This window comes from Corynebacterium sp. LK2510, from assembly GCF_040946405.1.
Classification (GTDB): domain Bacteria; phylum Actinomycetota; class Actinomycetes; order Mycobacteriales; family Mycobacteriaceae; genus Corynebacterium.
The window spans coordinates 97197-118428 of record NZ_JAYWLR010000006.1; the positions used below are offsets into that span (position 1 = coordinate 97197).

Consider the following 21232-nt stretch of genomic DNA (forward strand, 5'->3'; position numbering starts at 1 on the left):
GCCAGTTTTATTTGGCGTCGAGCAGGTCGATAACGAAGACCAAAGTGCGTCCGGCGAGGGGGTGCCCGCCGCCTGCAGGGCCGTAGGCTTTCTCCGGCGGAATCGTCAGCTCGCGGCGGCCTCCGACCTTCATGCCGGGAATGCCTTCTTGCCAGCCTTCGATAAGGCCCGCAAGCGGGAACTGTGCTGCTTCGCCACGATCCCAGGATGAGTCGAACTCTTCGCCCGTTTCGTAATCCACGCCCAAGTAGTGGACGTTGACGTATCCACCCGCGACGGCTTCGGCGCCGTCGCCGACAACAATGTCTTCAATGACAAGATCAACGGGTGCCGGCTCTTGCGGGACCTCAATGGTTGGCTTTTCCATGAACTGAAACTCCTTAATAATTGAAAAACCGCCGAGACTGGTTTCCCGATTATAGTCTCGGCGGTTTAGTGCGCTAATTAGCGCTGGTCACGCGGCACGAAGGGACGGTGTGCGGAACCGGTGTACACCTGGCGCGGGCGGTTAATCTTGGAGTTCATCTCCAGCTGCTCACGGTAGTGAGCGATCCAGCCCGGGAGACGGCCGATGGCGAACAGGACGGTGAAGAAGTCCGTCGGGAAGCCCATCGCGCGGTAGATCAGGCCGGTGTAGAAGTCGACGTTCGGGTAGAGCTTGCGCGAGACGAAGTAGTCGTCGTTAAGCGCGATCTCTTCGAGCTTCATTGCCAGGTCCAGCAACTCGTCGCCGCCGAGGTGCTCGAGCACCTCGTGCGCGGTGTCCTTGACAATCGCCGCGCGCGGGTCGTAGTTCTTGTACACGCGGTGCCCGAAGCCCATGAGGCGGACACCCTTTTCCTTGTTCTTCACGCGGTTCATGAAGTCCGTGGCGTCGCCGTCGTGGTTGTTCTTGATTTCTTCGAGCATTTCAAGAACTGCCTGGTTGGCACCGCCGTGCAGCGGGCCAGCGAGTGCGTTGATGCCACCGGCAACGGAGACGAACATGTTCGCCTGGGCGGAGCCGATCATGCGCACGGTCGAGGTAGAGCAGTTCTGCTCGTGGTCAGCGTGCAGGATCAGGAGCTTATCGAGAGCCTTAACCAGCACCTGGTCGACCTCGTAGGGCTCGGTCGGGTAACCGAACATCATGCGCATGAAGTTTTCGCGCGGGTTGAGGGAGTTGTCCGGGTACATGTACGGCTTACCCTGCGATGCACGGTAGGCGTACGCGGCGAGCATGGGCACCTTCGCCATGAGACGGACGGTCGCCTTTTCCAGCTGCTTTTCGTCGAGCGGGTTGAGCTGGTCCTGGTAGTAGGCGGACAGAATGCTCACCGACGAGGCCAGAACGGCCATCGGGTGCGCGTTGCGCGGGAACACGTTGAATGCGGCCTTGAAGTCCTCGTCCAAAAGGGTGTGGCGGCGGATGTCCATGTTGAACGACTCGAGCTGTTCGCGGGTGGGCAGCTCGCCGCGGATGAGGAGATAGGAAACCTCATTGAAGGTGGCGTTGTTTGCCAAGTCTGCAATGTCGTACCCGCGGTAGCGGAGGATGCCCTCGTCGCCATCGATGTAGGTAATCTTCGACTCGGTGGAACCGGTGGAGACGTAGCCGGGGTCGAACGTGACCATTCCGGTCTCGCCCAGGAGATTGCCCAGAACGATACCGCTGTTGCCCTCGGTTGCCTTGATGATGTCCATCTCGTACTCGCCGCCGGGGTACTGAAGGACGGCCTTCTCGTTGGTGTTAGTAGCCATTGGAAGCCTTTCTACGTCGCGTTGATACTGCCCCCTATCCTAGCAAGTTTTGTGACACGCGCGACAACTTAAAAAGTTTTTGGGACCCGCCACACTTATCGCGCCCTCCCCGGGCCGGTTACGTGCCGCGGCTATCCTAGGGACATGACTGTCTCCCTCCCCCAAGAAATGCTCCCCAGCGACGGTCGCTTCGGCTGCGGCCCGTCGAAGGTCCGCCCCGGCCAGATCGACGCGATCGTGCGCGCCGCCGAGGACGTCATCGGTACCTCCCACCGCCAGGCGGCGGTCAAGGACGTCGTCGGGCGCGTGCGCTCCGGGCTGTCGGACCTGTTCCAGCTCCCTGAGGGCTATGAGATCGTGCTTTCTCTGGGCGGGGCAACGGCATTCTGGGACGCTGCGACGTTCGGCGTGATCGAGAACAAGTCCGCCCACCTGTCGTTCGGCGAGTTCTCGTCCAAGTTTGCGGCAGCCGCAAAGAAGGCTCCGTGGATCGACGCGCCCGAAATCGTCGAGGCCGCTCCCGGCACCGCGCCGTCGCCCTCCGCACTCGCTGATACGGACGCTGACGTGGTCGCGTGGGCGCACAATGAGACGTCGACAGGCGCCATGGTGCCCGTCGAGCGGCCGAACTCTTCCTCGCTCGTGCTTGTCGACGCCACCTCGGGCGCCGGCGGCCTCCCCGTCGACATGTCCCAGGCTGACATCTATTACTTCTCCCCACAGAAGTGCTTTGCCTCCGATGGTGGCCTGTGGCTCGCGGCAATGAGCCCGGCCGCCCTGGAGCGCATCGAAAAGATCGCTGCCTCGGATCGCTTCATCCCTGCCTTCCTCAACTTGCAGACGGCGGTGGATAACTCCCGGAAGAACCAGACCTACAACACCCCTGCGGTGGCCACGCTGCTCATGCTCGCCGATCAGGTCGAGTGGATGAACGCCAACGGCGGTTTGGAAGGCATGGTGGAGCGCACCACGGCATCGTCCTCTGCGCTGTACTCCTGGGCCGAGAACCACGAGCTCGCCAGCCCGTATGTCGAGGATGTTCAGGCGCGCTCGCTCGTCGTCGGCACAATCGACTTCGATGATTCCGTCGATGCCGCTGCGCTGGCCAAGGCCCTGCGCAGCAACGGCATTGTCGACACGGAGCCCTACCGCAAGCTCGGCCGCAACCAGCTGCGTATCGGGATGTTCCCGGCGATTGAGCCGGCGGACGTCGAAAAGCTCACTGCTGCCATCGATTTCCTGCTCGGGAAGGGCGTCGGCGTCAGTTAAGCTGAGAAAACGTTGAGCCGGGCTGAAAAAGGAGAATTCATGCGAGAGCTGTACCTCGTCGAAGACGAGTCGACGGAGACCTTCCACGTCCTCAAGGACGCGGACGGGGTCCGTTACCAGCTCGCACGCACGGAGTTGGCTCCTGCCCCGGCCCCCAGTGCTCCTCCTACTCCCCCAGTGTCGTCGGCACCGCTGCCGCTGCGCCCGAAGGATATTCAGACGCGCATCCGCGCTGGCGCCACCGTCGATGAGCTGGCCGAGGAAATGGGGGTCGACCCCGCTCGTCTTGAGGCATATGCGCACCCAGTGCTCTTGGAGCGCGGGCAAATCTCGGAGGCTGCGAAGCAGTCCCACCCGCTGCGCGAAGACGGCCCGGCGAAGCTAACGCTGTTCGAGATCCTCGCCACCGCTTTTGCCGCGCGTGGTCACTCGGTCTCGGCGGCGACGTGGGACGCCACCCGCGAACCCGGCGACTCTTGGACCGTCCACGTGCGCTGGCAGACGGGCTTGTCCGAGAACGAGGCGCTGTGGTCGTTTAAGCAGTCCATGGGCTCTGCCGCCACCACCGAGGCCCGCAATGCCGTCGCCGCGGACCTGACCGACCCGGACTTTGTTCAGCCGGTGCGATCACTCACCGCGGTCGAGCAGATCAGCCGGCCCGCCGCGGAGGAACCTGCCGGCGAGCCGGAAGTTGAGAAAGAGACTGAGACTGCAACCGAGTCCGCTGAGGGCGACTTTTTGCAGCATCCTTCGCCGGAGGGCCAGCCCCAGAAGCGCGCCCGCCGCGCCGTTACCCCCCACTGGGAGGACGTTCTGCTCGGGGTACGCACCAACACGAAACGCCCGCGGAAGTAGTCACTATGGGGCACGCTTCCGTCGTCACCATCTGGTTCGTCGACAACGGCGACCCCGCCGCCGTGCTGCGCTCCGAGCCCAAACCGGATCGTGGCTTCGGCCGCAAGCTCCTCGCCCAGCTCAACCCCACCTGGCCAATCACGCCTATCGGAGAGTTCCCCCTCAACCGTTCCTCCGCACCTGGCGAGGCCGAGTTCTATATCGCGGGATATCCGGGGGTCGCGGTGGTGCAAACGCTTATCGACGACGTCGACGCGGTCTCCGAGATCGCCCCGCAGCTGCGCGCCATCCTGCCCGCCCCAGATATTTATGTGTGCGCGATCGGGACTGAGAGCGACTTTGCTGGATTCGCCCACTTCACCGCCGCGGGCGTGCGCCGCGCGTTCGCGGGGACTCGCGAGACTGTCATCGAGGACATCGGCCTGCCCGATTCCGTGGAGCTGCCCTACTGGTCTGGAGAGAAAGCGGAGCAGATCGGCGGGATCTCCCTTCCGTTTGTGCCGCGTGAGCTCGCTCAGGCCGCGCAGGAGGCGTGGATCGGTGTGCCCGTTTCTCCGGAGGGACCGGACATCCACGTCGTCGGCTACGCCGTCGACGGTAGACCCGAGCCCAAGATCGAGGCGAAGGCCCCGGCGACGAAATCGGTGGCCGAGGTCGCGGCGAAGTTCGCCGAGCAGGACAAGGTCTACGACGATTACGAGCTTTCGACCTCCGACGAAGGCGGCGACGAGTTCGCCCAGCTTGCCGACGCCAGCTTGGCCGCAGCCCGCCGCGTCGCGCGGTCCGTGCGACGTGGGGCTGTCTCACTGGCACGCCGCGTCAACGAGCGCGTCCGGCACTTCGACCGCTAGTTAGCGCATCCGCTCGTAGAAGGCGATGGCGGCGGAGGTCGCCACATTAAGCGAGTCGGTCCCCTCCGCCATCGGGATTTTGGCGCGCACGTCGGTGGCGGCCATAGCGTGGCGCGTCAAGCCCGGCCCCTCGCCGCCGACAAGGAAGGCGACCTTGTCGTGGCCGGCCACGGCGTCTTTGAGCAGGGCGGCGTCGTCAGCCGGGGTCAGCGCCACCAGCCACCAGCCTTCCTTCTTCAACTCGTCGAGAGAGCGCTGCCACGTCGTAGAGGTGCCCTCGAGGTGGGCGAACGGGGTGCGTAAGACATGGCCCATCGAAACGCGCACGCTGCGACGGTAGAGCGGGTCGGCGGTTCCAGCACCGAAGAGCACGCCGTCCACACTCATGCCGGCGGCGTTGCGGAAGATCGACCCGATGTTTTCGTGATCGCCCACGCCCTCGAGGATGACGAGTGTGCGCGCCGACGAGATGACCTCGCTCACCGGCGGCTCCGGAACCCGCTGCCCCACCGCGAGCAGGCCGCGGTGCATGTCGTAACCCGCGACCTCGCCGAGGATCTCCCGGGTTACTTCGTAAACGGGGGCGTCGAACTGATCGCCGTAGTCGGCGAGGAAGGAGTCGAGCCTGCCGCCGAAGCCGATGACGCTGCGGACGGGGAAACGCGACTCGACGAGGCGGCCACACACCAGCGGGCCCTCCGCGAAGACGAGGTCCTTCTTTGTGTCGGAGGTCTTCAGGTCGCGGATGTCGTCGAGGCGGGGGTCCGCGGGGTCGTCGATAAGCGTGCGCCGCATACTAGCCCAGCGCCGCCATGATCGGGCCGTGCGCGAAGAACACGACGAACAGGGCGGAAATCAGCCACATGATCCAGTGGATGTCCTTCGCCTTTCCTGCGAACGCGGCCATCAGGGTGAAGGAGATAAAACCGACTCCGATACCGTCAGCGATGGAGTAGGTAAACGGCATGGTCACGATGGTGAGAAACGCCGGCAGCGCGATGTAGAACTTCGACCAGTCAACTGCGCCGACCTGCATCATCATCAGGGCACCGACGACGACGAGAACCGGGGCCGCGGCCTCGATCGGAACGATCTCGTAGAGCGGGGTGAAGAACATGGCCAGCAGGAAGAGCACGCCGGTGACCACATTGGCCAAGCCGGTGCGCGCTCCGTCGGCGATGCCCGCGGAGGAGTCGACGTAGACAGTATTGGAGGACGCGGATGCCGCGCCGCCGACCACTGCGCCGAAACCTTCGACGACCAGGGCGCGCTTGAGCCCCGGCAGGTTGCCGGACTCGTCGGTCAGGTTGCCCTGGCGCCCGAGTGCGGTCATGGTGCCCATCGCGTCGAAGAAGTTTGCCAGCACGAGGGTGAACACGAGCAGCGAGGACGCGATCACGCCCGCATGGATGAACGCGCCGAACAGGTCGACGTTTCCAACGAGGGACAGGTCAGGCGCCGAGCCCAGGGAATCCGGGAAGGAGGGGACGGCCAGCGACCAGCCGGTGGGGGCGTCGGCAGACGAGCCGGCACCGACGATGCGCTCCACGATCAGGGCGATGATCGTGGTGACCACGATGCCGATGAACAGGCCGCCGGGGATGCGGCGGACCACCATGAAGCCACAGATGATCAGGCCGATGATGAAGACGAAAGTCGGCCAGGACGCGATCGATCCGCCAATGCCGAGCTGGACCGGGACGGTGGTCATGGCGGCGTCGGGGATGCGGCGGACAAAGCCGGCGTCGACAAGCCCGATGAGCGCGATGAACATACCGATACCGACCGACATCGCGGCCTTCATCGAGTCCGGGATGGCGCGGAAGACTGCGGTGCGGAACCCGGAGACCGCGAGGATGCAGATGATGATTCCGTCGATGACCACCAGGCCCATGGCTTCAGGCCAGGTCAAACCCTGCTGACCGACAAGGGTGACGGCCACGAGCGTGTTCAGGCCCAGGCCGGTTGCGATACCGAAGGGGTACTTGGCAACGACACCGAACAAGATGCTCATGACGCCGGCGACGAGCGCCGTCACCGCGGCCACCTCCGGGATACCCAGGACGGTGCCCTCGCGGTCGGGGCTGGTGCCGATGATGAGCGGGTTGAGCAGCACGATGTAGGCCATCGCGAAGAAGGTCACCACGCCGCCGCGGATCTCGGTGGCCACCGTGGAACCGCGCTCAGTGATGTGGAAAAATCGGTCGAGCCCTCCCGCGGGTGCGGTTCGTCGGGCGGATTGGGTAGTGCTCACCTGCGACTCCCTATTATCAAGGTCTGAAATTGTCAGGAAACAGAGTGTCACTGCACAGGGCAAATTTCAAAACTTGGAGGAGTCACCTTTCGTGCACGTTTTCACCTTTGCCGTCTCAGAGGGCACGGTCGTAGACGCACCTGCATACCTGCGGGCATTGCGCGAGCTCGGGGTGTCGAGCGCGGATCTCAACCGGCTGCGGGTCGATCTCGCCGTCGTGTCGGGGACGCGCAAAGCGATTGTGGAGGTCGGGCACGGTGTGGTCTCGCTAACGCTTCGCCCGCTGGCTCCCCTACCCGACGAAGTGGTTCTCTCCGCCACCGCCGTGCGCGACCAACGAACCCACCCCGAGGTGTGCGGCCCGGACCTCGGGTGGCAGCGCTCGTGTCTCGCCGCGCTGGGCACCCACGAGGGCCTGCTTATCGACGCCTCCTCGCGCATCCCCCAGGCCATCGCCGCACCGCTGCTCACGATTTCCACTGGAGAGTCTCCAGTGGTCACTGTCTCCGGGCACCCGCGGACGACGCCGTCGATCGCCCTCGACGGTGTCGTGGACGTCCTGCGCGAAGCGGGCGCGGTGGTCACAGACGCGCCGCGGGGGTTCCGCGTGTACGACCTGATGCACGCGGAGACGTGGCTCATCGACCCGGTCCACGGCGCGCGGTTGGTGACGACGTGGCGCGAGTACGGCGTGGACGTGCCCGGGCGAATCGCCTTGAATCGTGGCGGCCTGCCCACGCACCGCGAGATCAACAAGATGCGCTGGGCGCGGGCGCAGGCGATTTAATACAGCGGCTTCTCGTCGTCGAAAGCTTCGCCGCTGTCAATGTCTGTGGCGACCTTTGTATCCGAGTGCGCGCCGCAGCCGTAGCTCGCCGCGACGACGGTGCCGTCGGCGGAGAACTCGTTGACGCACACGCCGAAGTTGTCGCCGACAGGCTCGCCTAGGGGAACCCAGAAAGCGCAGCTGCGGCAGTGCAGCGCCGCCTGGGAGGCGAACTCGCTGTTGGGCCCGTAGTCACCGGTACGCCAGCGGGTGGCGGCGTCCGCGAGTCCGCGGCGGGTGAGGAACTTCTTAGTGTCGCGGCCCGGGAAGGTGACGGCGTCGCGGCTGAAAGAGTCGTCGGTCAGGCGGGCGTCGTCAGGCGCGGGCTCCATCAGATCCCCGGGGCCGAGGTCCCCGGGTCGCAGGCGCTCGGCGTAGGGCACCCATTCCGGAGCCTCGAGCGCATCACCCGTCGGTGAAGGAACGAGCGCCACCTCGTTGACCGTTACCCACGTGGAATTCGTGGCGCAGGCGACGACGGCGTTCCATTCCCACCCGGGGTAGCCCGGCACGCTCGCGGCGAAGCGGTGCGTTGCAACATTGCGCGACACCCCCGCTACGCCGATGTGCTCCCCGATCTCGCCATCAGCGATCTCCTCGAGCGCTTCGCGGGCAATCGCGACCGCGCGGGAGCCGAGCAACGGGCTGGTGCGGGACGAACGGGACTTATCAGACACGCCCCTATTATGCGCGACGTCGTGCATGATGGAGGCTATGGGTCTTAACGTGCATGTCCTCGCGGTGCCTCTGTCCGCCGCCACCTTGTCCTCCCTCGCGTCCTGCGCCCCGGCCGCGGATCCTGTCGACACCGTTAACGCAGCCCCGGAGCGACTCACGGCCGTGGTGCAGCAACGCCTCGACTTCGATCCGACCAGCTTCACCCAAGGCCTGGAAGTCGCCGACGACGGCAGCATGTACGTGGCGACGGGGATGGTCGGCGAATCGCGCCTTTACCGCCGCACCGTCGCAGGGGAGGAACTGGCGAACGCACCGCTCGACCCGGCGTTCTTCGGCGAGGGTGTCACCCGCGCCGGCGACCACCTGTGGCAGCTGACATGGAAGGACGGTGTGGCCATCAAGCGCGACGCCGAGACGCTGGCTGAGCTCGACCGCGTGACCGTCGACGGCGAGGGCTGGGGCGTGTGTTCGCGCCAGGACGAAATCATCTTCTCCGACGGCACCAGCAAGCTGCGCCGGATGGACCCCGACACCCTGGCCGAACGCGAGCGTTTCGAGGTCACCCTGGACGGCTCGCCCGTCACGGGCCTGAACGAACTCGAGTGCGTCGGCGACGACGTCTACGCCAACGTCTTCCTCACCACGGACATCTACCGCATCGACGCCGCCACCGGCGAGGTCACCGCGGTCATCGATGCCTCCGGGCTGCCCAACAACGCCACGCCGGATCCGAACCACGTGCTTAACGGCATCGCCCACATCCCGGGCACCGACGAGTTCTATCTCAGCGGCAAGCGCTGGCCCGACCTCTACCGGGTCACGTTCGAGCCCACCGGATAGACTCGCGCGCATGAGTTCACCCGCACAGAAGACCCCCGCCTGGAAGCTGCTCGCCGCGTTAGTCGCGGCAGTCGCGGTGCTCGTCACCGTGCTGTACTTCTTCCTGGAGTGGCAGAAAAACCGACCCGTCGCCCCGGTGCGCGAGGTCAGCGTGCAGGTGGTCAACGGCGCTGCGGAAAGCGACATCCCCGTCTACACCGTGTGCGAGCTCGACGCACAGTGCGACGGCGGCCAGCCCCCGTCGATGCCCCGCGATGACACCGCGGCGGTCACGGTGACCGTGCCGCGCGAGATCTCCTCGTCGAGCTGGAAGCTGCTCGCGGTCTACGACGACCCAGCGGCGAACGCAGAGCAGGTGTTCCAGTCTGGCGAGTCCACCACCGCTGAGGTCGACGCCGTCGTCGGCGACGCGCGCCTCGTGGTGGCGGAGGTGTCCGCGCTCGCGATCGACACAAAAAATGACGGGGAGGAAATCCCCGTCATTGCCACCTGGTCGGTGGCCTTCGAGTAAGACGACTTAAACGTCGAGTTCCTTGGCCACAGCGCGCAGAATCTCGGCGACCTGGCGGGCCTCCTTGCGCTCCGGGTAGCGCCCTGCCGTCAGGGCGGGCTGGACCTGGGTTTCGATGAGCGTCATGACGTCGGCAAGCATGCTGCCGAGCTGCTCCGGGTCGCGGCGGTGCACGGCGCGGCGCTTCGGCGTGTCAAGGACGGCCACGCGCAGCGCCTGCGGGCCGCGGCGTCCGGCTGCGAAATCGAACTCGATGCGCTGGCCCGCCACGAGTTCGTCAACACCGTCGGGCAGAACGGACTTGCTGATAAAGACGTCCTCATCACCGGGGTTGGAGGCGAAACCGAACCCCTTGTCCGCGTCGAACCACTTCACCTTTCCGATCGGCATCGGTGAACCTCGCTTTCATAGGGCTTTCATAGGGTCTGTCAAAAACAACAATGGTACTCCGCGCCGGTGCGGATTCCTAGCGCCGGCCGGAGACACCATGAGGCCACCGTGATGCAGATCACCCAATTGCCGCGTAACGCCCTGAGCTGCGCATCTACGCGGCAGTTCACCCTCTCCGTTAACTCTGCTTTCCCGTCGCGTGACTCAATCGTTATAAAACGCTAGAGTTGCGCCCATGCCCAACCGGGCAACGCCGAATTCTGCACCGACAGAAGCGGGGGACCCACTCCCCACGGGGTGAAGCCACCTCACGTGGCCTGGCGCCTCAGCCAGAACCCGACAGCTAACCTCGCAGGCGTTGAAGAAGAGAGGAACACAATCACTATGGGACGCCACTCCAAGAAGACCGCATCTTTTGCCACCAAGGCACTCGCCGGCACCGCTGCGGCCGCAGCCCTCACCGGCATTGTCGCCCCGACCGCCTCCGCCGCCCCGGACTCCGACTGGGACCGACTCGCACAGTGCGAATCCGGCGGCAACTGGGCCATCAACACCGGCAACGGCTACCACGGCGGACTGCAGTTCTCTGCCTCCACCTGGCGCGCGTTCGGCGGCACCCAGTACGCCCCGACCGCCAACCTGGCCACCCGCGAGCAGCAGATCGCCGTCGCCGAGCGCACCCTCGCCCAGCAGGGTTGGGGCGCATGGCCCTCCTGCTCCGCCCGCCTCGGTCTGAACTCCGCGCCGACCAACCGCGACGTTCCCGCCGCTGCTCCGGCCCCTGCGGCTCACGCAGCCCCTGCAGTCCAGGCAGTCCAGGCTTCCCCGGAAGTTGACGCCACCTACAACCAGCTCAGCTCCACGCTCGCGGCCTACAACATCCCGGTCCCGGCCGCCGTGCGCGACTCTTACGCCGCGAACCGCCACAGCTACAACACGTTCTACCAGGCCAACAAGGCGATTATCGACGCCGCCCTCTCCGGCAACGTCGGCGCCCTTCTCACCGCTGTGCGCTAAGAAGCCGCCGCACAGACGAAACCCCCGCTGGATCACCAGCGGGGGTTTAAGTCGTTGAAGCGCCTTAGCGGTTGATGCGCGTGGTCGGGTGCACGTAGCCGATCTCCTCGGCCGGACGCGGGAGCACGAGCTCGTCACCGAAGGGGCTCGAAGCTCCGGCGAGGGTCGAGGTGACCTCGGTTACCGGGTGCACGTGGGCGGGGGTGTGCGTGGGCCACGCCGGGTTCGCGCGACCGATGTTCTCAACGTCTTTAGCCATAGTCGTCATTGTTTCATGCCGGTGGCGAAAACGCACGTAAACTTACCCCCGTATGTCTGACTTTTCTGCTGCGCTCGGCGCCATGTCGGACGATGAGCTTCGCACGCTTATCGACGCCCGCCCAGACGCAACCTTCCCCACTCCCCCGTCGCTGGCGTCCTTCGCCACGCGCCTGACCCTGCCAGCGTCCCTCGCCCGCGCGGTGCGCCGCCTCAACGCGGCCGATATCGCGGTGCTCGAGACGGCCGGCAACGCGGGAGCGGAGTTCTCCCCAGTTCCACTGACACAATTGGCCGAGTTGCCACTGGATGTCGCTGGCAGCGTAGCCCGGCTGCGCGCGGCCGGTCTTGCGTACGGGCCCGACGAGGCACTGCGGCTCGCCCCGGGCGCGACCGCCGCGCTGCCGCCGGGGTGGCGCATCCTCGACCACGCCCCGGACGGTGTCGAGGAGACCATCGCCGCGCTCTCCCCCGCGCAGCGCAAGGTCCTCGACACCCTCGCTGCCTCCGGTGGCGTCGGGGTGACCTCGGCACGAAGCGGGCCCGTCGTGGATCTCGTCGACCTCGGCCTGCTCGTGCGGGCTGACGAGTCGACTGTTCGCCTTCCGCGGCCGGTGCGCGAGGTGCTGCGCGGGCAGTCCCCGCGGGTCTACCCGCTGCGCCCGCCCGAGCGCGGGGAGGCCGACCAGGTCGCCGTGGACACCGCGGCGACAGCTCAGGGACTCGACGCGGTGAGGATGCAGCGCCAGCTGCTTACACTGCTTGTCGCCTCCCCGCTCGCACTGAACCGCGACGGCAGCGTCGGCGTACGCGCGCGGGCGAGCCTGGAGAAAGCCCTCGGTTTCGACCCCGCCTTAGCCGTGACCGTCGGCGAGTCTGCCGGGCTGATCGGGCGCGGGGTCACAGACGACGGCGACGTTCTCGCCGCCACCCGCGACGGCCTGCACTGGCTCGATCTGTCCCAGTCCGACCAGTGGGCGATCCTGCTCGCGGGTTGGGCGGCGTCCCCGTGGCGCACCGATCTGACTGAGGAACAGCGTCTCCTCTCCGACGAGACGCATGCCCCGGATGTGCGCACGGCGCGCGCGGCCATTCTGCGCGCCACCGGCGGCGATGTCGTGGCGAACCTGCACTTCGAGTCGCCGCTTGTCGCCTCCGGCATGTCGCTCCGGCTCATCGACGCTGTCGGATCCGAAGCCGCCCTCCTCGGGGCGAGCGCACTGGGGTTCCTCGCCACGCCGGTCCAGGTCTTGCTCGAGGGCGGGGACGTCGCCGCCGAGACAGCACAGCTCGTCCCCGCCGAGGTCAGCACTGTCATTGCGCAGGCCGACATGACCATCCTGGCACCGGGCCCGCTCTCTCCTGCCATGGCAGCGGTTGTGGAGTCCTTCGCCGACCTGGAGTCCCCGGGTCTGGCCAGCGTGTACCGCGTGAGTGAGCAGTCGGTGCGCCGCGCGCTCGATGCCGGGCGCACCGCCGAGGAACTCGTGACCTGGCTGCGTGAGCACGCCCTCGGCGAGGTGCCCCAGGCGCTCAGCTTCGTCATCGAGGACGCCGCCCGGAACCACGGCGCGCTGCGCGCAGGCGCCGTCGGTAGCTTCGTGCGCAGTTCCGATCCCGCCCTCGTGACCGAGGCCGCGCTTCGCGTGTCTGAGCTACGCGTCGTGGCCCCGACCGTCGCGGTCAGCGAGCTGCCCCTGAACCAGCTGCTCGCGCAGCTGCGCGCGGCGGGACTGCAGCCGAGTGCCGAGGATGCCTCCGGCGCACTGCTCAGTGCTGCCCCGGAGCCGGTGCTCGCCCCGCCGACGCCGTCTACGCTGCCGCGCGAGCGCAGTGTCCCACCCGAGCACGCCGATTCCGTGCTCGCGGCATTGCGCTCGGGCGGCGACACAGAGGCGGGAGCAGGCGCTGCCGAGCAGTCCTCCATCCCCTCCACGCTGCGCGCCGCCGCACGAGCCCGCCGCCGCGTGAGAGTGGGCTATGTGGATAAGAACGGACGCGGCAGTACCCTGACCGTACTGCCCCTGACTGTCACCGCGGGCCAAGCTGACGTGGTTGATGAGGCCACCGGAAAAGTGGTGCGCATCGCGCTGCCGCGCGTGACCAAGGCCGTGCCGGCCACGTAACCGTTTCGGGAAAGGAACCCATGCTCGACGGACCGCTGATTGTCCAATCAGACAAGACCGTGTTGTTGGAGACGGCGCACCCGCAGGCGGGTCTTGCCCGCGCGGCACTCGCCCCGTTTGCGGAGCTCGAGCGCGCCCCGGAACACGTGCACACCTACCGGATCACCCCGCTCGCACTGTGGAACGCACGCGCCGCGGGATTCGACGCGGAAACCGCCGTGGACGTGCTCGAGCGATACTCGCGGTTTCCCGTCCCCCAGGCCCTGCTCATCGACATCGCCGAGACCATGGCGCGCTACGGTCGCCTGCGCCTGGTCAAAAGCCCCGCCCACGGGCTCACGCTGGAAGCCGACGACCGCGCCCTGATCACCGAGATCACCCGGCACAAAAAGATCATTCCGCTGCTTGGCTCGCTTATCGACGACACCACCGTCGCCGTCCACCCCTCCGAGCGCGGGCGCGTCAAGCAGGAACTGACCAAGATCGGCTGGCCCGTCGACGACCGCGCGGGCTACGTCGACGGCGAGTCCCACCCCATCGCTCTGGACACCACCGGCTGGGAGCTGCGCGACTACCAGCAGTACGCCACCCAGTCGTTCTGGGAGGGCGGCTCGGGCGTGGTCGTCCTGCCGTGCGGGGCGGGCAAGACCATCGTCGGCGCCGCGTCGATGGCGCAGGCCCAGACGACGACGCTGATCCTGGTCACCAACACGGTCGCCGGGCGGCAGTGGCGCGACGAGCTGCTGCGCCGCACCACGCTGACTCCCGAGGAGATCGGCGAGTACTCCGGCGAGCGCAAGGAGATCCGCCCAGTCACCATCGCCACCTACCAGGTGGTCACCCGCAAGACGAAGGGCGAGTACAGGGCGCTCGAGCTGTTCGACTCCCGCGACTGGGGCTTGATCATCTACGACGAGGTCCACCTCCTCCCCGCGCCGGTGTTCCGCATGGCCGCCGACCTGCAGTCGCGCCGCCGCCTCGGGCTAACCGCCACCCTGGTCAGGGAGGACGGACGCGAGGACGACGTGTTCTCGCTCATCGGGCCGAAGCGCTACGACGCGCCGTGGAAAGAACTCGAGATGGCCGGCTACATCGCCACCGCTGAGTGCGTGGAGGTGCGCACCACGATGGACGAGGATGAGCGCATGGTCTACGCCGCCGCGGAGACCCGCGAGCGGTACCGGGTGGCGGCGACGTCGTCGCGCAAGCTTGGGGTCGTCGATAAGCTGCTGGCGCGACACGCCGGCCAGCAGACGTTGATCATCGGCGCTTTCCTTGAGCAGCTCGAGCTAATCGCCGAGCACGTTGGCGCGCCGCTTGTCGACGGCTCCACGTCGAACAAGAAGCGCGAGGAGGCGTTTGCGAAGTTCCGCTCCGGGGAGCTGTCCACGCTCGTGGTGTCGAAGGTGGCGAACTTCTCCATCGACCTGCCGGAGGCAGCCGTGGGCATCCAGGTGTCGGGCACGTTCGGTTCGCGCCAAGAAGAGGCCCAGCGCTTAGGCAGGCTGTTGCGCCCGAAAAGCGATGGCGCGGAGGCGACCTTCTACACCGTGGTCGCGCGCGACACCCTCGATGCGGAATACGCCATGCACCGGCAGCGATTCTTAGCTGAGCAGGGCTACGCATACCGGCTGGTGGACGCCGACGACCTGTGACGGGCCTATAGAATGAGCGCCATGAGCGAGATGAAGGTGTTCCGGTTCGACGTCGACGAGGACTACGCCAAGCAGCACAACGAGCTGCTGCGCGACACCCGCTACCTCGTGTGGTCCGGCATCGCCCTGTTCGTTCTCTCGGTCGCCGCGGGAATCGCGGTGTGGTTTGTTGTTTTGCCCGACTCCCCGTGGCGTGTGCTTGGCTCGCTCGGGCTCGTCCTCTTCGGCGTGATGATGCTGATTGTGGGTCTTCTTATCCCGCGCTCTGTGGGTTCCGCGCAGTCGCTGTACAGCGCCCACCCGCTCGCCCCCGCCGTCGTCGCCGAGCGGGGTGCGACCGACTACACGTTGCTAGCTCTAGTCAACGGCAACGTCGACCCGGACGCCCCGCCCGCATGGGCCCTGACCGCGCGCACGGTGCGATCGCTGCCGCATACTGACGGGGTCGTGGGGACGAAGGTTCCCGTGGCCGCGGTGGGAGGGCAGCGCTCCATCCACGACACGTCGCGCTGGCAGATGATCACCCCGATGCCCATCGCCTGGGGCACCGCCGATCCAGCGGTGGTGGACGCCGCTCGCGCGGCAGTGCCCCGCGACCAATGGCACCTGCTGGAGAAAGGGCGCGCACGCCTCGCCGAGATCAAAGAGGCTAAAAATAATTTGGTTTTCATAGGCTAAACACTTCTCGGCGGCGAGCCCGTGGATTATCTTGTTTCCAAAACACTTCGCGAAAGGAAACGATATGGCCTCCACGCGCTCTAGATTCGGCCGCGTCTTGGACTGGCGCCCCGTCAGCCAGACTGCCAGAATCCTCATCGTTATCGCCCTCGTCGTGCCCCTGCTCATGTCGGCCACGTTCATGTGGGCGATGTGGGACCCCAGCAAGGCACTGCCCAGCGTTCCGCTCGCCATCGTCAACGAGGACACCGGCGCGGAGAGCAAGGGCGAGTTCCGCGTCGTCGGCGACGAAGTTGTCACAGGCCTCCTCGAGACGGACTACCTCGACTTCCACGAGGTCGATGAGGCCGACGCGCAGCTTGGACTGACCAAGGGTGATTACCTGTTCGTGGTGACCATTCCGGAGGATTTCTCCGCCGACGTCGTCTCGCTCATTTCCGAGCAGCCGCGGCAGTCCGAGATCCGCATCGATTACAACGACTACGGCGGGTCCAACGGCAAGGTCCTCACCGCCGGCCTGATCCCCCAGCTGCAGGCCGAGATCTCCCAGACCATCGCAGAGACTTACGCCACCGAAACCCTGACCGGCATGAATCAGCTCGGCGACGGCATCAAGCTCGCCGCCGACGGCTCCGCCAAGATCGACGACGGCTTGGGCCGCCTTGGCGACGGCGCCGGCCGCGCGGTCGACGGCATCAACCAGCTCGACAACGGCGCAACGCGTCTCAGCACGGGTGCGGCCGAGCTCAACAGTGGCGCCGGTGAGCTCAACGCAGGCGCCAAGCGCCTCGAGTCCGGTGCCCAGCAGCTCAGCACCGGCTTGGGCACGCTAAAGAACGGCACGACCCAGCTTGGCGACGGCGCCGCCCAGATCGACGGCGGTGTCCAGCAGCTCACCGGAACCCTGATCCCGCTCCTCGAGCAGGTCCAGGGCGTTGTCGGCCAGGTCCGCCCTGTTGTGGACACGCTCTACGCCGTCGGCATGACGGCCCAAGCAGACCAGCTCAACGCATCGATCTCCAAGCTCGACCCAGCGAACTCCGCCAATATGGTTTCTCAGCTCAACCGGCTGCGCGACGGCACCCAGCAGCTCAGCTACAACCTCAATGACCCGAGTGCGCCCTACCTCAACGGCGTCAACCGGCTTGTCGACGGCTCCCAGCAGCTCGCTTCCGGCTCCACCGAACTACGCGCCGGCACCGACCGGCTCGTGCAGGGCACCGGCCAGCTCTCCGAGGGCGCGACCCAGCTCAAGGACGGCACCTCGCAGCTTTCTGCCGGCGGCGCCCAGCTCGCCGACGGAGTGACCCAGCTCAAGGAAGGCTCGTCCGAGCTCAACGCGAAGCTCCAGGAGGGCGCGCGCAACGCCCCCACTGTGTCTAAGGTTCCGGAGTCTGCGCGCCAGATGGCCGTGCCGATCCTCTTCGAGGAAGCAAACATGCACCCCACACAGGGGCTTATCGACGAAAGCAACCCCACCGAGAAGAGAATTGAAAGCGGCTTCTCGATGATCGTCATGCTGATCTTCGGCTACCTCGTCATGGCTGTGCTCTCCGCCCTTCTCCCCCACGTCGTCGGCCGCCGCTCCGAGAGCCGCACGGCCGCCGGACCGGTACTGCGCGCGTTTGGCCTGATGACGCTTGCCAACGCCGCGGTGCTCGCGATGTTCACGGCGATCTCCATCCTCACTGGCTGGCGCCCCGCGAACTGGCTGGCCATGGGCGTCGTCATCGCCCTGGTCGCCGTCAACGGCGCGGCCCTGTTCCAGTTCTTCCGCATCCTCTTCGGACGCTTGGTCGGAGCATTGTTCTCCGTCGGCTTCTTCGCCCTCGGACTCTTCGTCTTCGGTGGCGTGTGGCCACTGCCGACAATTCCGGCACCGCTGCAGCTCTTCCACGCACTGCACCCGATGAGCTACGCCCGCGACGCGTTCATGCGAGCAACCGACGGCCTCTTCGACAGTTCCTACTGGATCGGCCTTATCGTCCTCGCCGGTTCCGCTCTGCTGGCAGTTGTTGCATCGACGCTCATCTACAACGCGCGGCGCAGCGGCCAAGCCAAGGAGCTCGAGGGGCACCGCCTCCCGCAGCGCGAGGAACGCCTCGGCGAGGAGCCGTTTACCTCGATCACCTACTAAGGAGATTTCGTTCCGCTGCTTACCAGGGCGCATATGTGCTAGCGTCGGCATCACGTGACACGGGGTGCGGCAGGACTGCAACGTCCAGCCGCTGAGATCACACCCGTCGAACCTGCTCTAGTTCGTACTAGCGAAGGGATAGTCCTGATGCTTCATGCTGCCATGACGGAGGCAATAAACGCCGTCCGCGCACACACTCCACTTGTTCAATGCCTGACCAATACTGTGGTCCAACAGGTCAGCGCCAACGCACTTCTTGCAATAGGTGCCTCCCCCGCCATGGTTTCGCTACCGGGTGAGGCCGGCGATTTCGCCGCCGTTGCCAATGGCGTCCTGGTCAACCCGGGAACTCCGTCTGCCGAGCAGTTCCTGGCCATCCGCGAGGCAGTCTCCTCCGCCACGAAAGCCGGCACCCCATGGGTTCTCGACCCAGTGGGCGCCGGCGGGCTCAAACTGCGCTCCGCGCTTATCGACGACATCGCTCACCTGCACCCAGCCGCTATCCGTGGCAACGCCTCCGAGATCGCAGCGTTGGCCAAGATCGGCGCCGGCGCCCGCGGAGTCGACGCCCAAGACTCGGTCGAGGCCGTCGCCAATTCCGCGGTAGACCTCGCCGGCGAACTCGGCACCATCGTTGCCGTCAGCGGCGAGCGCGACTTCATCGCTTCCGCTCAGACACAGGTATGGCTGACCTCCGGGCATCCGATGATCACGCAGGTCATCGGCACCGGTTGCGCTCTGGGAGCTATCACGGCGGCCTACCTCGGCGCGGCGCGCATCGAGGGCATTGATCCCTTCGCCGCCGTCGTCGCGGCCCACGCCCACACCGGCGCTGCCGGCCAGCTCGCGGGCGAGCGCACCAGCGCTCCCGGCTCCTTCCACACCGCGTGGATCGACGGCCTCTACGAGCTTGGTGCAGAAGACATCCTCGCCCGGGTGGAGATCGCACAATGATCGACTACACCTGCTACCTCATCACCGACCCCGACCTCGCCGGCGGGCGCGACAAGGTCATCGATATCGTCGAAGAGGCTGTTGCCGGCGGCGTTACCGTGGTCCAGCTGCGCGACAAGCACGCGCCGGACGAGGTCGTCGCCGCGCAGGCACGCGAGCTGATGCGGCGGATCGACGTGCCGATCGTGATTAATGACCGCGTCGCTGTCGCCGCCGAGCTCGGCCTTCACGTTCACGTCGGCCAAGGCGACCAGCCGGTCGCCGAGGTGCGCGATCTGGTCGGCCCTCACGCGCTGATCGGCTTGTCGTGTGACAGCCACGCGGATCTCAACATCATCGACCCCGCGACACGTCCCAATGTCGTCGGGATCGGACCGGTATGGAACACCACGACGAAAGCTGACGCCCCGGCAGGCATTGGTGCCCCGGCTCTCGACTACCTCGCCCGTGCCGCACACGACATGGGCGTGAAAGCCGTGGCGATCGGGGGCATCGATGCCACCAACGTCGCAGAGGTGGGCCGCACAGCAGTCGATGGATTCTGTGTCGTCTCCGCCATCATGGCCGCCGACGACCCCCGCGCCGCCGCACGCCAGCTGCGTACCCGCTTTGAGGAGGCACGATGATCCCGCGCGTGCTCACCATCGCCGGCACCGACCCCACCGGGGGAGCCGGAGTCCAGGCCGACATCAAATCCATCGCCGCCGCCGGCGGCTTCTCCTACAGCGTGGTCACATCTCTCGTTGCCCAGAACACTCAAGGTGTTCGGGCGATTCACACTCCACCCCTCGAATTCTTGCGTGCCCAGCTCGAGTGCGTCGCGAGCGACGTCGCCATCGACGCCATCAAGATCGGAATGCTTGGCTCGGCGGAGGTGGCCGAGGTGATCCGGGAGTTCGTGGCCACGCAGGACTGCCCAGTGGTGCTCGACCCCGTCATGGTGGCGACATCCGGTGACGCACTGCTCGCTGACGCAGCGGAAGATTCCGTGCGCGAACTCACCCACCACGCCAGCCTGGTCACTCCCAATCTCTCGGAGCTAGCGGTCCTGGCGCAGAGCACACCCGCTAGCACGCTGGAGGCCGCCATTGCCCAAGCGAAGCAGCTCGCAGCGCGGATCGACACCTACGTGCTCGTCAAGGGGGGCCATCTCCGTGGCGCGCTGGCCGACAACGCGCTCGTCAGCCCCACAGGCGACGTACAGCGCTTCCCCGTCACACGGGTCGATACGAAAAACACACACGGAACGGGATGCTCGCTGTCATCGGCAATCGCCACGAAGCTCGCCGATGGATGGAACGCGGCATCCGCAACGAAGTGGGCCACTCGTTGGCTGCACGAGGCCATCCGCAACGCGGACGCACTGGAGATCGGCCATGGCAACGGTCCGGTGGATCACACCCACACTTTGCGACGAATGGCCCGCAGCGCCTCAACACAGCCATGGACGGTGTCGAATTCAGCTGCAACTTCCCCGTTGATGCCGCCAGCAGGCCCACATACCGCACGGTTATGGGACGCCATTGGAGGCGAACTCACCGACATCCTTGAGCTGTCGTTCGTGCGCGACCTCGGGGCGGGCTCACTTCCGAATGACGACTTCTATTTCTATGTTGCACAAGACGCCGCGTACCTAACACGTTATGCCCATGCGCTTCGAGTGCTAGGCGGGGGTTGGGCCGACGATGCTGACGGCATAATCGATGTCGAAAACGAGCTGCATGAGCGTTGGTTAAAGGGGAGGCCTGAGGCAGATCTATCGCCCGTTACCCGCGCTTACACAGACTTCCTTTTGTCCGCTGTCTACGTACAGACGAACACAGTAGGCGAAGCCGCAGTATTGCCCTGCTACTGGCTCTACTACGAGGTAGGCGCTCGATTCGCGGCGAGGAACCACGATCAGCATCCGTACAATGCGTGGCTTGCAACGTACGCCGGCGATGATTTTGCCGACTCGACGCGCGAAGCAATCGCACGGGTTGAAGCGTCGCTCGAACGCAACCCACACCTTCTTGACGAAGCCGCTGAAGCCTTCCGCATCGCGGCCCGTTGCGAGACGTTGTTCTTCGCCCAATCCGATCACGCGTGGATAGTGCCCTAGTACTACGGCGGTAACGTCCCGGGGAGTACCGAAGGCTCGAGCTTTTCCTGCTAAGCAGGACAAAACCGGAACGACGGAACTCCCCGGGGCCG

At 66.0% G+C, this 21232-nt stretch carries 21 protein-coding genes and 2 riboswitches; of the genes, 14 read left to right on the forward strand and 7 right to left on the reverse strand.

Going from position 1 to position 21232, the window contains the following annotated elements; genetic code table 11:
• Window positions 1–7: 7 nt before the first annotated feature.
• The gene (locus VVR41_RS05215; protein ID WP_321102081.1) at window positions 8–367 is read right to left on the reverse strand and encodes an FKBP-type peptidyl-prolyl cis-trans isomerase; all 360 of its coding nucleotides are present in this window, start codon (window positions 365–367) and stop codon (window positions 8–10) included.
• 77 nt (window positions 368–444) lie between these two features.
• Window positions 445–1740 (reverse strand): citrate synthase, encoded by a 1296-nt coding sequence (locus tag VVR41_RS05220; protein ID WP_368523877.1) that lies wholly within the window; start codon window positions 1738–1740, stop codon window positions 445–447.
• Between the two features lie 144 nt (window positions 1741–1884).
• Between VVR41_RS05220 and serC the strand changes: the two genes are divergently transcribed.
• Genes serC through VVR41_RS05235 form a run of 3 tightly spaced genes read left to right on the forward strand, consistent with a single transcriptional unit; the run spans window position 1885 to window position 4715 of the window.
• Window positions 1885–3009 (forward strand): phosphoserine transaminase, encoded by a 1125-nt coding sequence (serC, locus tag VVR41_RS05225; protein ID WP_368523878.1) that lies wholly within the window; start codon window positions 1885–1887, stop codon window positions 3007–3009.
• Window positions 3010–3048: 39 nt separating this feature from the next.
• On the forward strand, window positions 3049–3864 hold the full coding sequence (sepH, locus tag VVR41_RS05230) for a septation protein SepH (RefSeq protein ID WP_368523879.1): 816 nt from the start codon (window positions 3049–3051) through the stop codon (window positions 3862–3864).
• 5 nt (window positions 3865–3869) lie between these two features.
• Complete coding sequence (locus VVR41_RS05235) at window positions 3870–4715, forward strand: DUF6928 family protein (RefSeq protein ID WP_368523880.1); 846 nt, start codon at window positions 3870–3872, stop codon at window positions 4713–4715.
• Here the strand turns inward: VVR41_RS05235 and VVR41_RS05240 are convergent, their stop codons facing one another.
• Together VVR41_RS05240 and VVR41_RS05245 are read right to left on the reverse strand one after the other, a co-directional pair.
• Window positions 4716–5510, reverse strand: coding sequence for a TrmH family RNA methyltransferase (locus VVR41_RS05240; RefSeq protein WP_368523881.1), 795 nt, complete (start codon window positions 5508–5510; stop codon window positions 4716–4718). It abuts the gene before it with no gap.
• Between the two features lies 1 nt (window position 5511).
• Window positions 5512–6969: an NCS2 family permease gene (locus VVR41_RS05245; RefSeq protein ID WP_368523882.1), complete on the reverse strand. Its 1458-nt coding sequence runs from the start codon at window positions 6967–6969 to the stop codon at window positions 5512–5514.
• Window positions 6970–7060: 91 nt separating this feature from the next.
• Here VVR41_RS05245 and VVR41_RS05250 point away from each other — a divergent pair, with 91 nt between their 5' ends.
• Entirely contained in the window at window positions 7061–7756 is a 696-nt protein-coding gene (locus VVR41_RS05250) for a hypothetical protein (RefSeq protein WP_368523883.1), read from the forward strand.
• Here VVR41_RS05250 and VVR41_RS05255 read toward each other — a convergent pair.
• Entirely contained in the window at window positions 7753–8499 is a 747-nt protein-coding gene (locus VVR41_RS05255) for a DUF3027 domain-containing protein (protein WP_368523884.1), read from the reverse strand. The genes VVR41_RS05250 and VVR41_RS05255 overlap by 4 nt on opposite strands.
• A 10-nt stretch (window positions 8500–8509) precedes the next feature.
• Here VVR41_RS05255 and VVR41_RS05260 point away from each other — a divergent pair, with 10 nt between their 5' ends.
• Both VVR41_RS05260 and VVR41_RS05265 read left to right on the forward strand, forming a co-directional pair.
• The gene (locus VVR41_RS05260; RefSeq protein WP_368523885.1) at window positions 8510–9313 is read left to right on the forward strand and encodes a glutaminyl-peptide cyclotransferase; all 804 of its coding nucleotides are present in this window, start codon (window positions 8510–8512) and stop codon (window positions 9311–9313) included.
• A 10-nt stretch (window positions 9314–9323) separates the two neighbouring features.
• Entirely contained in the window at window positions 9324–9824 is a 501-nt protein-coding gene (locus VVR41_RS05265; protein WP_368523886.1) for a DUF2771 family protein, read from the forward strand.
• A 6-nt stretch (window positions 9825–9830) separates the two neighbouring features.
• Here the strand turns inward: VVR41_RS05265 and VVR41_RS05270 are convergent, their stop codons facing one another.
• Window positions 9831–10214 carry a cold-shock protein gene (locus tag VVR41_RS05270; RefSeq protein WP_321102067.1) on the reverse strand — a complete coding sequence of 128 codons (384 nt, stop codon included), beginning with the start codon at window positions 10212–10214 and terminating at the stop codon, window positions 9831–9833.
• Window positions 10215–10455: 241 nt separating this feature from the next.
• A riboswitch (cyclic di-AMP (ydaO/yuaA leader) is annotated at window positions 10456–10587 on the forward strand.
• A gap of 11 nt (window positions 10588–10598) precedes the next feature.
• On the opposite strand from VVR41_RS05270, the gene VVR41_RS05275 reads away from it, so the two are divergent.
• Complete coding sequence (locus tag VVR41_RS05275; RefSeq protein WP_368523887.1) at window positions 10599–11231, forward strand: resuscitation-promoting factor Rpf1 domain-containing protein; 633 nt, start codon at window positions 10599–10601, stop codon at window positions 11229–11231.
• Between the two features lie 64 nt (window positions 11232–11295).
• Here VVR41_RS05275 and VVR41_RS05280 read toward each other — a convergent pair whose 3' ends face one another.
• Window positions 11296–11490, reverse strand: coding sequence for a hypothetical protein (locus VVR41_RS05280; RefSeq protein ID WP_321102065.1), 195 nt, complete (start codon window positions 11488–11490; stop codon window positions 11296–11298).
• A 52-nt stretch (window positions 11491–11542) separates the two neighbouring features.
• Here VVR41_RS05280 and VVR41_RS05285 point away from each other — a divergent pair, with 52 nt between their 5' ends.
• The 7 genes from VVR41_RS05285 to VVR41_RS05315 all read left to right on the forward strand — a co-directional run bounded on the left by VVR41_RS05285 (window position 11543) and on the right by VVR41_RS05315 (window position 21140).
• A complete protein-coding gene (locus tag VVR41_RS05285) occupies window positions 11543–13615 on the forward strand; it encodes a helicase-associated domain-containing protein (protein ID WP_368523888.1) in 2073 nt (690 codons plus the stop codon).
• A 20-nt stretch (window positions 13616–13635) separates the two neighbouring features.
• Entirely contained in the window at window positions 13636–15270 is a 1635-nt protein-coding gene (locus tag VVR41_RS05290; RefSeq protein WP_321102061.1) for a DNA repair helicase XPB, read from the forward strand.
• A gap of 21 nt (window positions 15271–15291) precedes the next feature.
• The gene (locus VVR41_RS05295) at window positions 15292–15948 is read left to right on the forward strand and encodes a DUF3239 domain-containing protein (protein WP_368523889.1); all 657 of its coding nucleotides are present in this window, start codon (window positions 15292–15294) and stop codon (window positions 15946–15948) included.
• 64 nt (window positions 15949–16012) lie between these two features.
• Entirely contained in the window at window positions 16013–18085 is a 2073-nt protein-coding gene (locus VVR41_RS05300) for a YhgE/Pip family protein (RefSeq protein WP_368523890.1), read from the forward strand.
• Window positions 18086–18135: 50 nt separating this feature from the next.
• Window positions 18136–18242, forward strand: a riboswitch (TPP riboswitch).
• Between the two features lie 5 nt (window positions 18243–18247).
• Complete coding sequence (gene thiM, locus VVR41_RS05305; protein WP_368523896.1) at window positions 18248–19039, forward strand: hydroxyethylthiazole kinase; 792 nt, start codon at window positions 18248–18250, stop codon at window positions 19037–19039.
• The gene (gene thiE, locus VVR41_RS05310; RefSeq protein WP_368523891.1) at window positions 19036–19665 is read left to right on the forward strand and encodes a thiamine phosphate synthase; all 630 of its coding nucleotides are present in this window, start codon (window positions 19036–19038) and stop codon (window positions 19663–19665) included. Before thiM ends, thiE begins: the two co-directional genes overlap by 4 nt.
• Window positions 19662–21140 carry a bifunctional hydroxymethylpyrimidine kinase/phosphomethylpyrimidine kinase gene (locus VVR41_RS05315; RefSeq protein WP_368523892.1) on the forward strand — a complete coding sequence of 493 codons (1479 nt, stop codon included), beginning with the start codon at window positions 19662–19664 and terminating at the stop codon, window positions 21138–21140. Before thiE ends, VVR41_RS05315 begins: the two co-directional genes overlap by 4 nt.
• Window positions 21141–21232 lie beyond the last annotated feature (92 nt).

Excerpts from the sequence above, each read along its gene's own strand:
- VVR41_RS05215 (WP_321102081.1), bottom strand. The coding sequence starts at position 367 with ATGGAAAAGCCAACCATTGAGGTCCCGCAAGAGCCGGCACCCGTTGAT.
- VVR41_RS05220 (WP_368523877.1), bottom strand. The coding sequence starts at position 1,740 with ATGGCTACTAACACCAACGAGAAGGCCGTCCTTCAGTACCCCGGCGGC.
- serC (WP_368523878.1), top strand. The coding sequence starts at position 1,885 with ATGACTGTCTCCCTCCCCCAAGAAATGCTCCCCAGCGACGGTCGCTTC.
- sepH (WP_368523879.1), top strand. The coding sequence starts at position 3,049 with ATGCGAGAGCTGTACCTCGTCGAAGACGAGTCGACGGAGACCTTCCAC.
- VVR41_RS05235 (WP_368523880.1), top strand. The coding sequence starts at position 3,870 with ATGGGGCACGCTTCCGTCGTCACCATCTGGTTCGTCGACAACGGCGAC.
- VVR41_RS05240 (WP_368523881.1), bottom strand. The coding sequence starts at position 5,510 with ATGCGGCGCACGCTTATCGACGACCCCGCGGACCCCCGCCTCGACGAC.
- VVR41_RS05255 (WP_368523884.1), bottom strand. The coding sequence starts at position 8,499 with ATGCACGACGTCGCGCATAATAGGGGCGTGTCTGATAAGTCCCGTTCG.
- VVR41_RS05260 (WP_368523885.1), top strand. The coding sequence starts at position 8,510 with ATGGGTCTTAACGTGCATGTCCTCGCGGTGCCTCTGTCCGCCGCCACC.
- VVR41_RS05265 (WP_368523886.1), top strand. The coding sequence starts at position 9,324 with ATGAGTTCACCCGCACAGAAGACCCCCGCCTGGAAGCTGCTCGCCGCG.
- VVR41_RS05270 (WP_321102067.1), bottom strand. The coding sequence starts at position 10,214 with ATGCCGATCGGAAAGGTGAAGTGGTTCGACGCGGACAAGGGGTTCGGT.
- VVR41_RS05275 (WP_368523887.1), top strand. The coding sequence starts at position 10,599 with ATGGGACGCCACTCCAAGAAGACCGCATCTTTTGCCACCAAGGCACTC.
- VVR41_RS05280 (WP_321102065.1), bottom strand. The coding sequence starts at position 11,490 with ATGGCTAAAGACGTTGAGAACATCGGTCGCGCGAACCCGGCGTGGCCC.
- VVR41_RS05285 (WP_368523888.1), top strand. The coding sequence starts at position 11,543 with ATGTCTGACTTTTCTGCTGCGCTCGGCGCCATGTCGGACGATGAGCTT.
- VVR41_RS05290 (WP_321102061.1), top strand. The coding sequence starts at position 13,636 with ATGCTCGACGGACCGCTGATTGTCCAATCAGACAAGACCGTGTTGTTG.
- VVR41_RS05295 (WP_368523889.1), top strand. The coding sequence starts at position 15,292 with ATGAGCGAGATGAAGGTGTTCCGGTTCGACGTCGACGAGGACTACGCC.
- VVR41_RS05300 (WP_368523890.1), top strand. The coding sequence starts at position 16,013 with ATGGCCTCCACGCGCTCTAGATTCGGCCGCGTCTTGGACTGGCGCCCC.
- thiM (WP_368523896.1), top strand. The coding sequence starts at position 18,248 with ATGACGGAGGCAATAAACGCCGTCCGCGCACACACTCCACTTGTTCAA.
- thiE (WP_368523891.1), top strand. The coding sequence starts at position 19,036 with ATGATCGACTACACCTGCTACCTCATCACCGACCCCGACCTCGCCGGC.
- VVR41_RS05315 (WP_368523892.1), top strand. The coding sequence starts at position 19,662 with ATGATCCCGCGCGTGCTCACCATCGCCGGCACCGACCCCACCGGGGGA.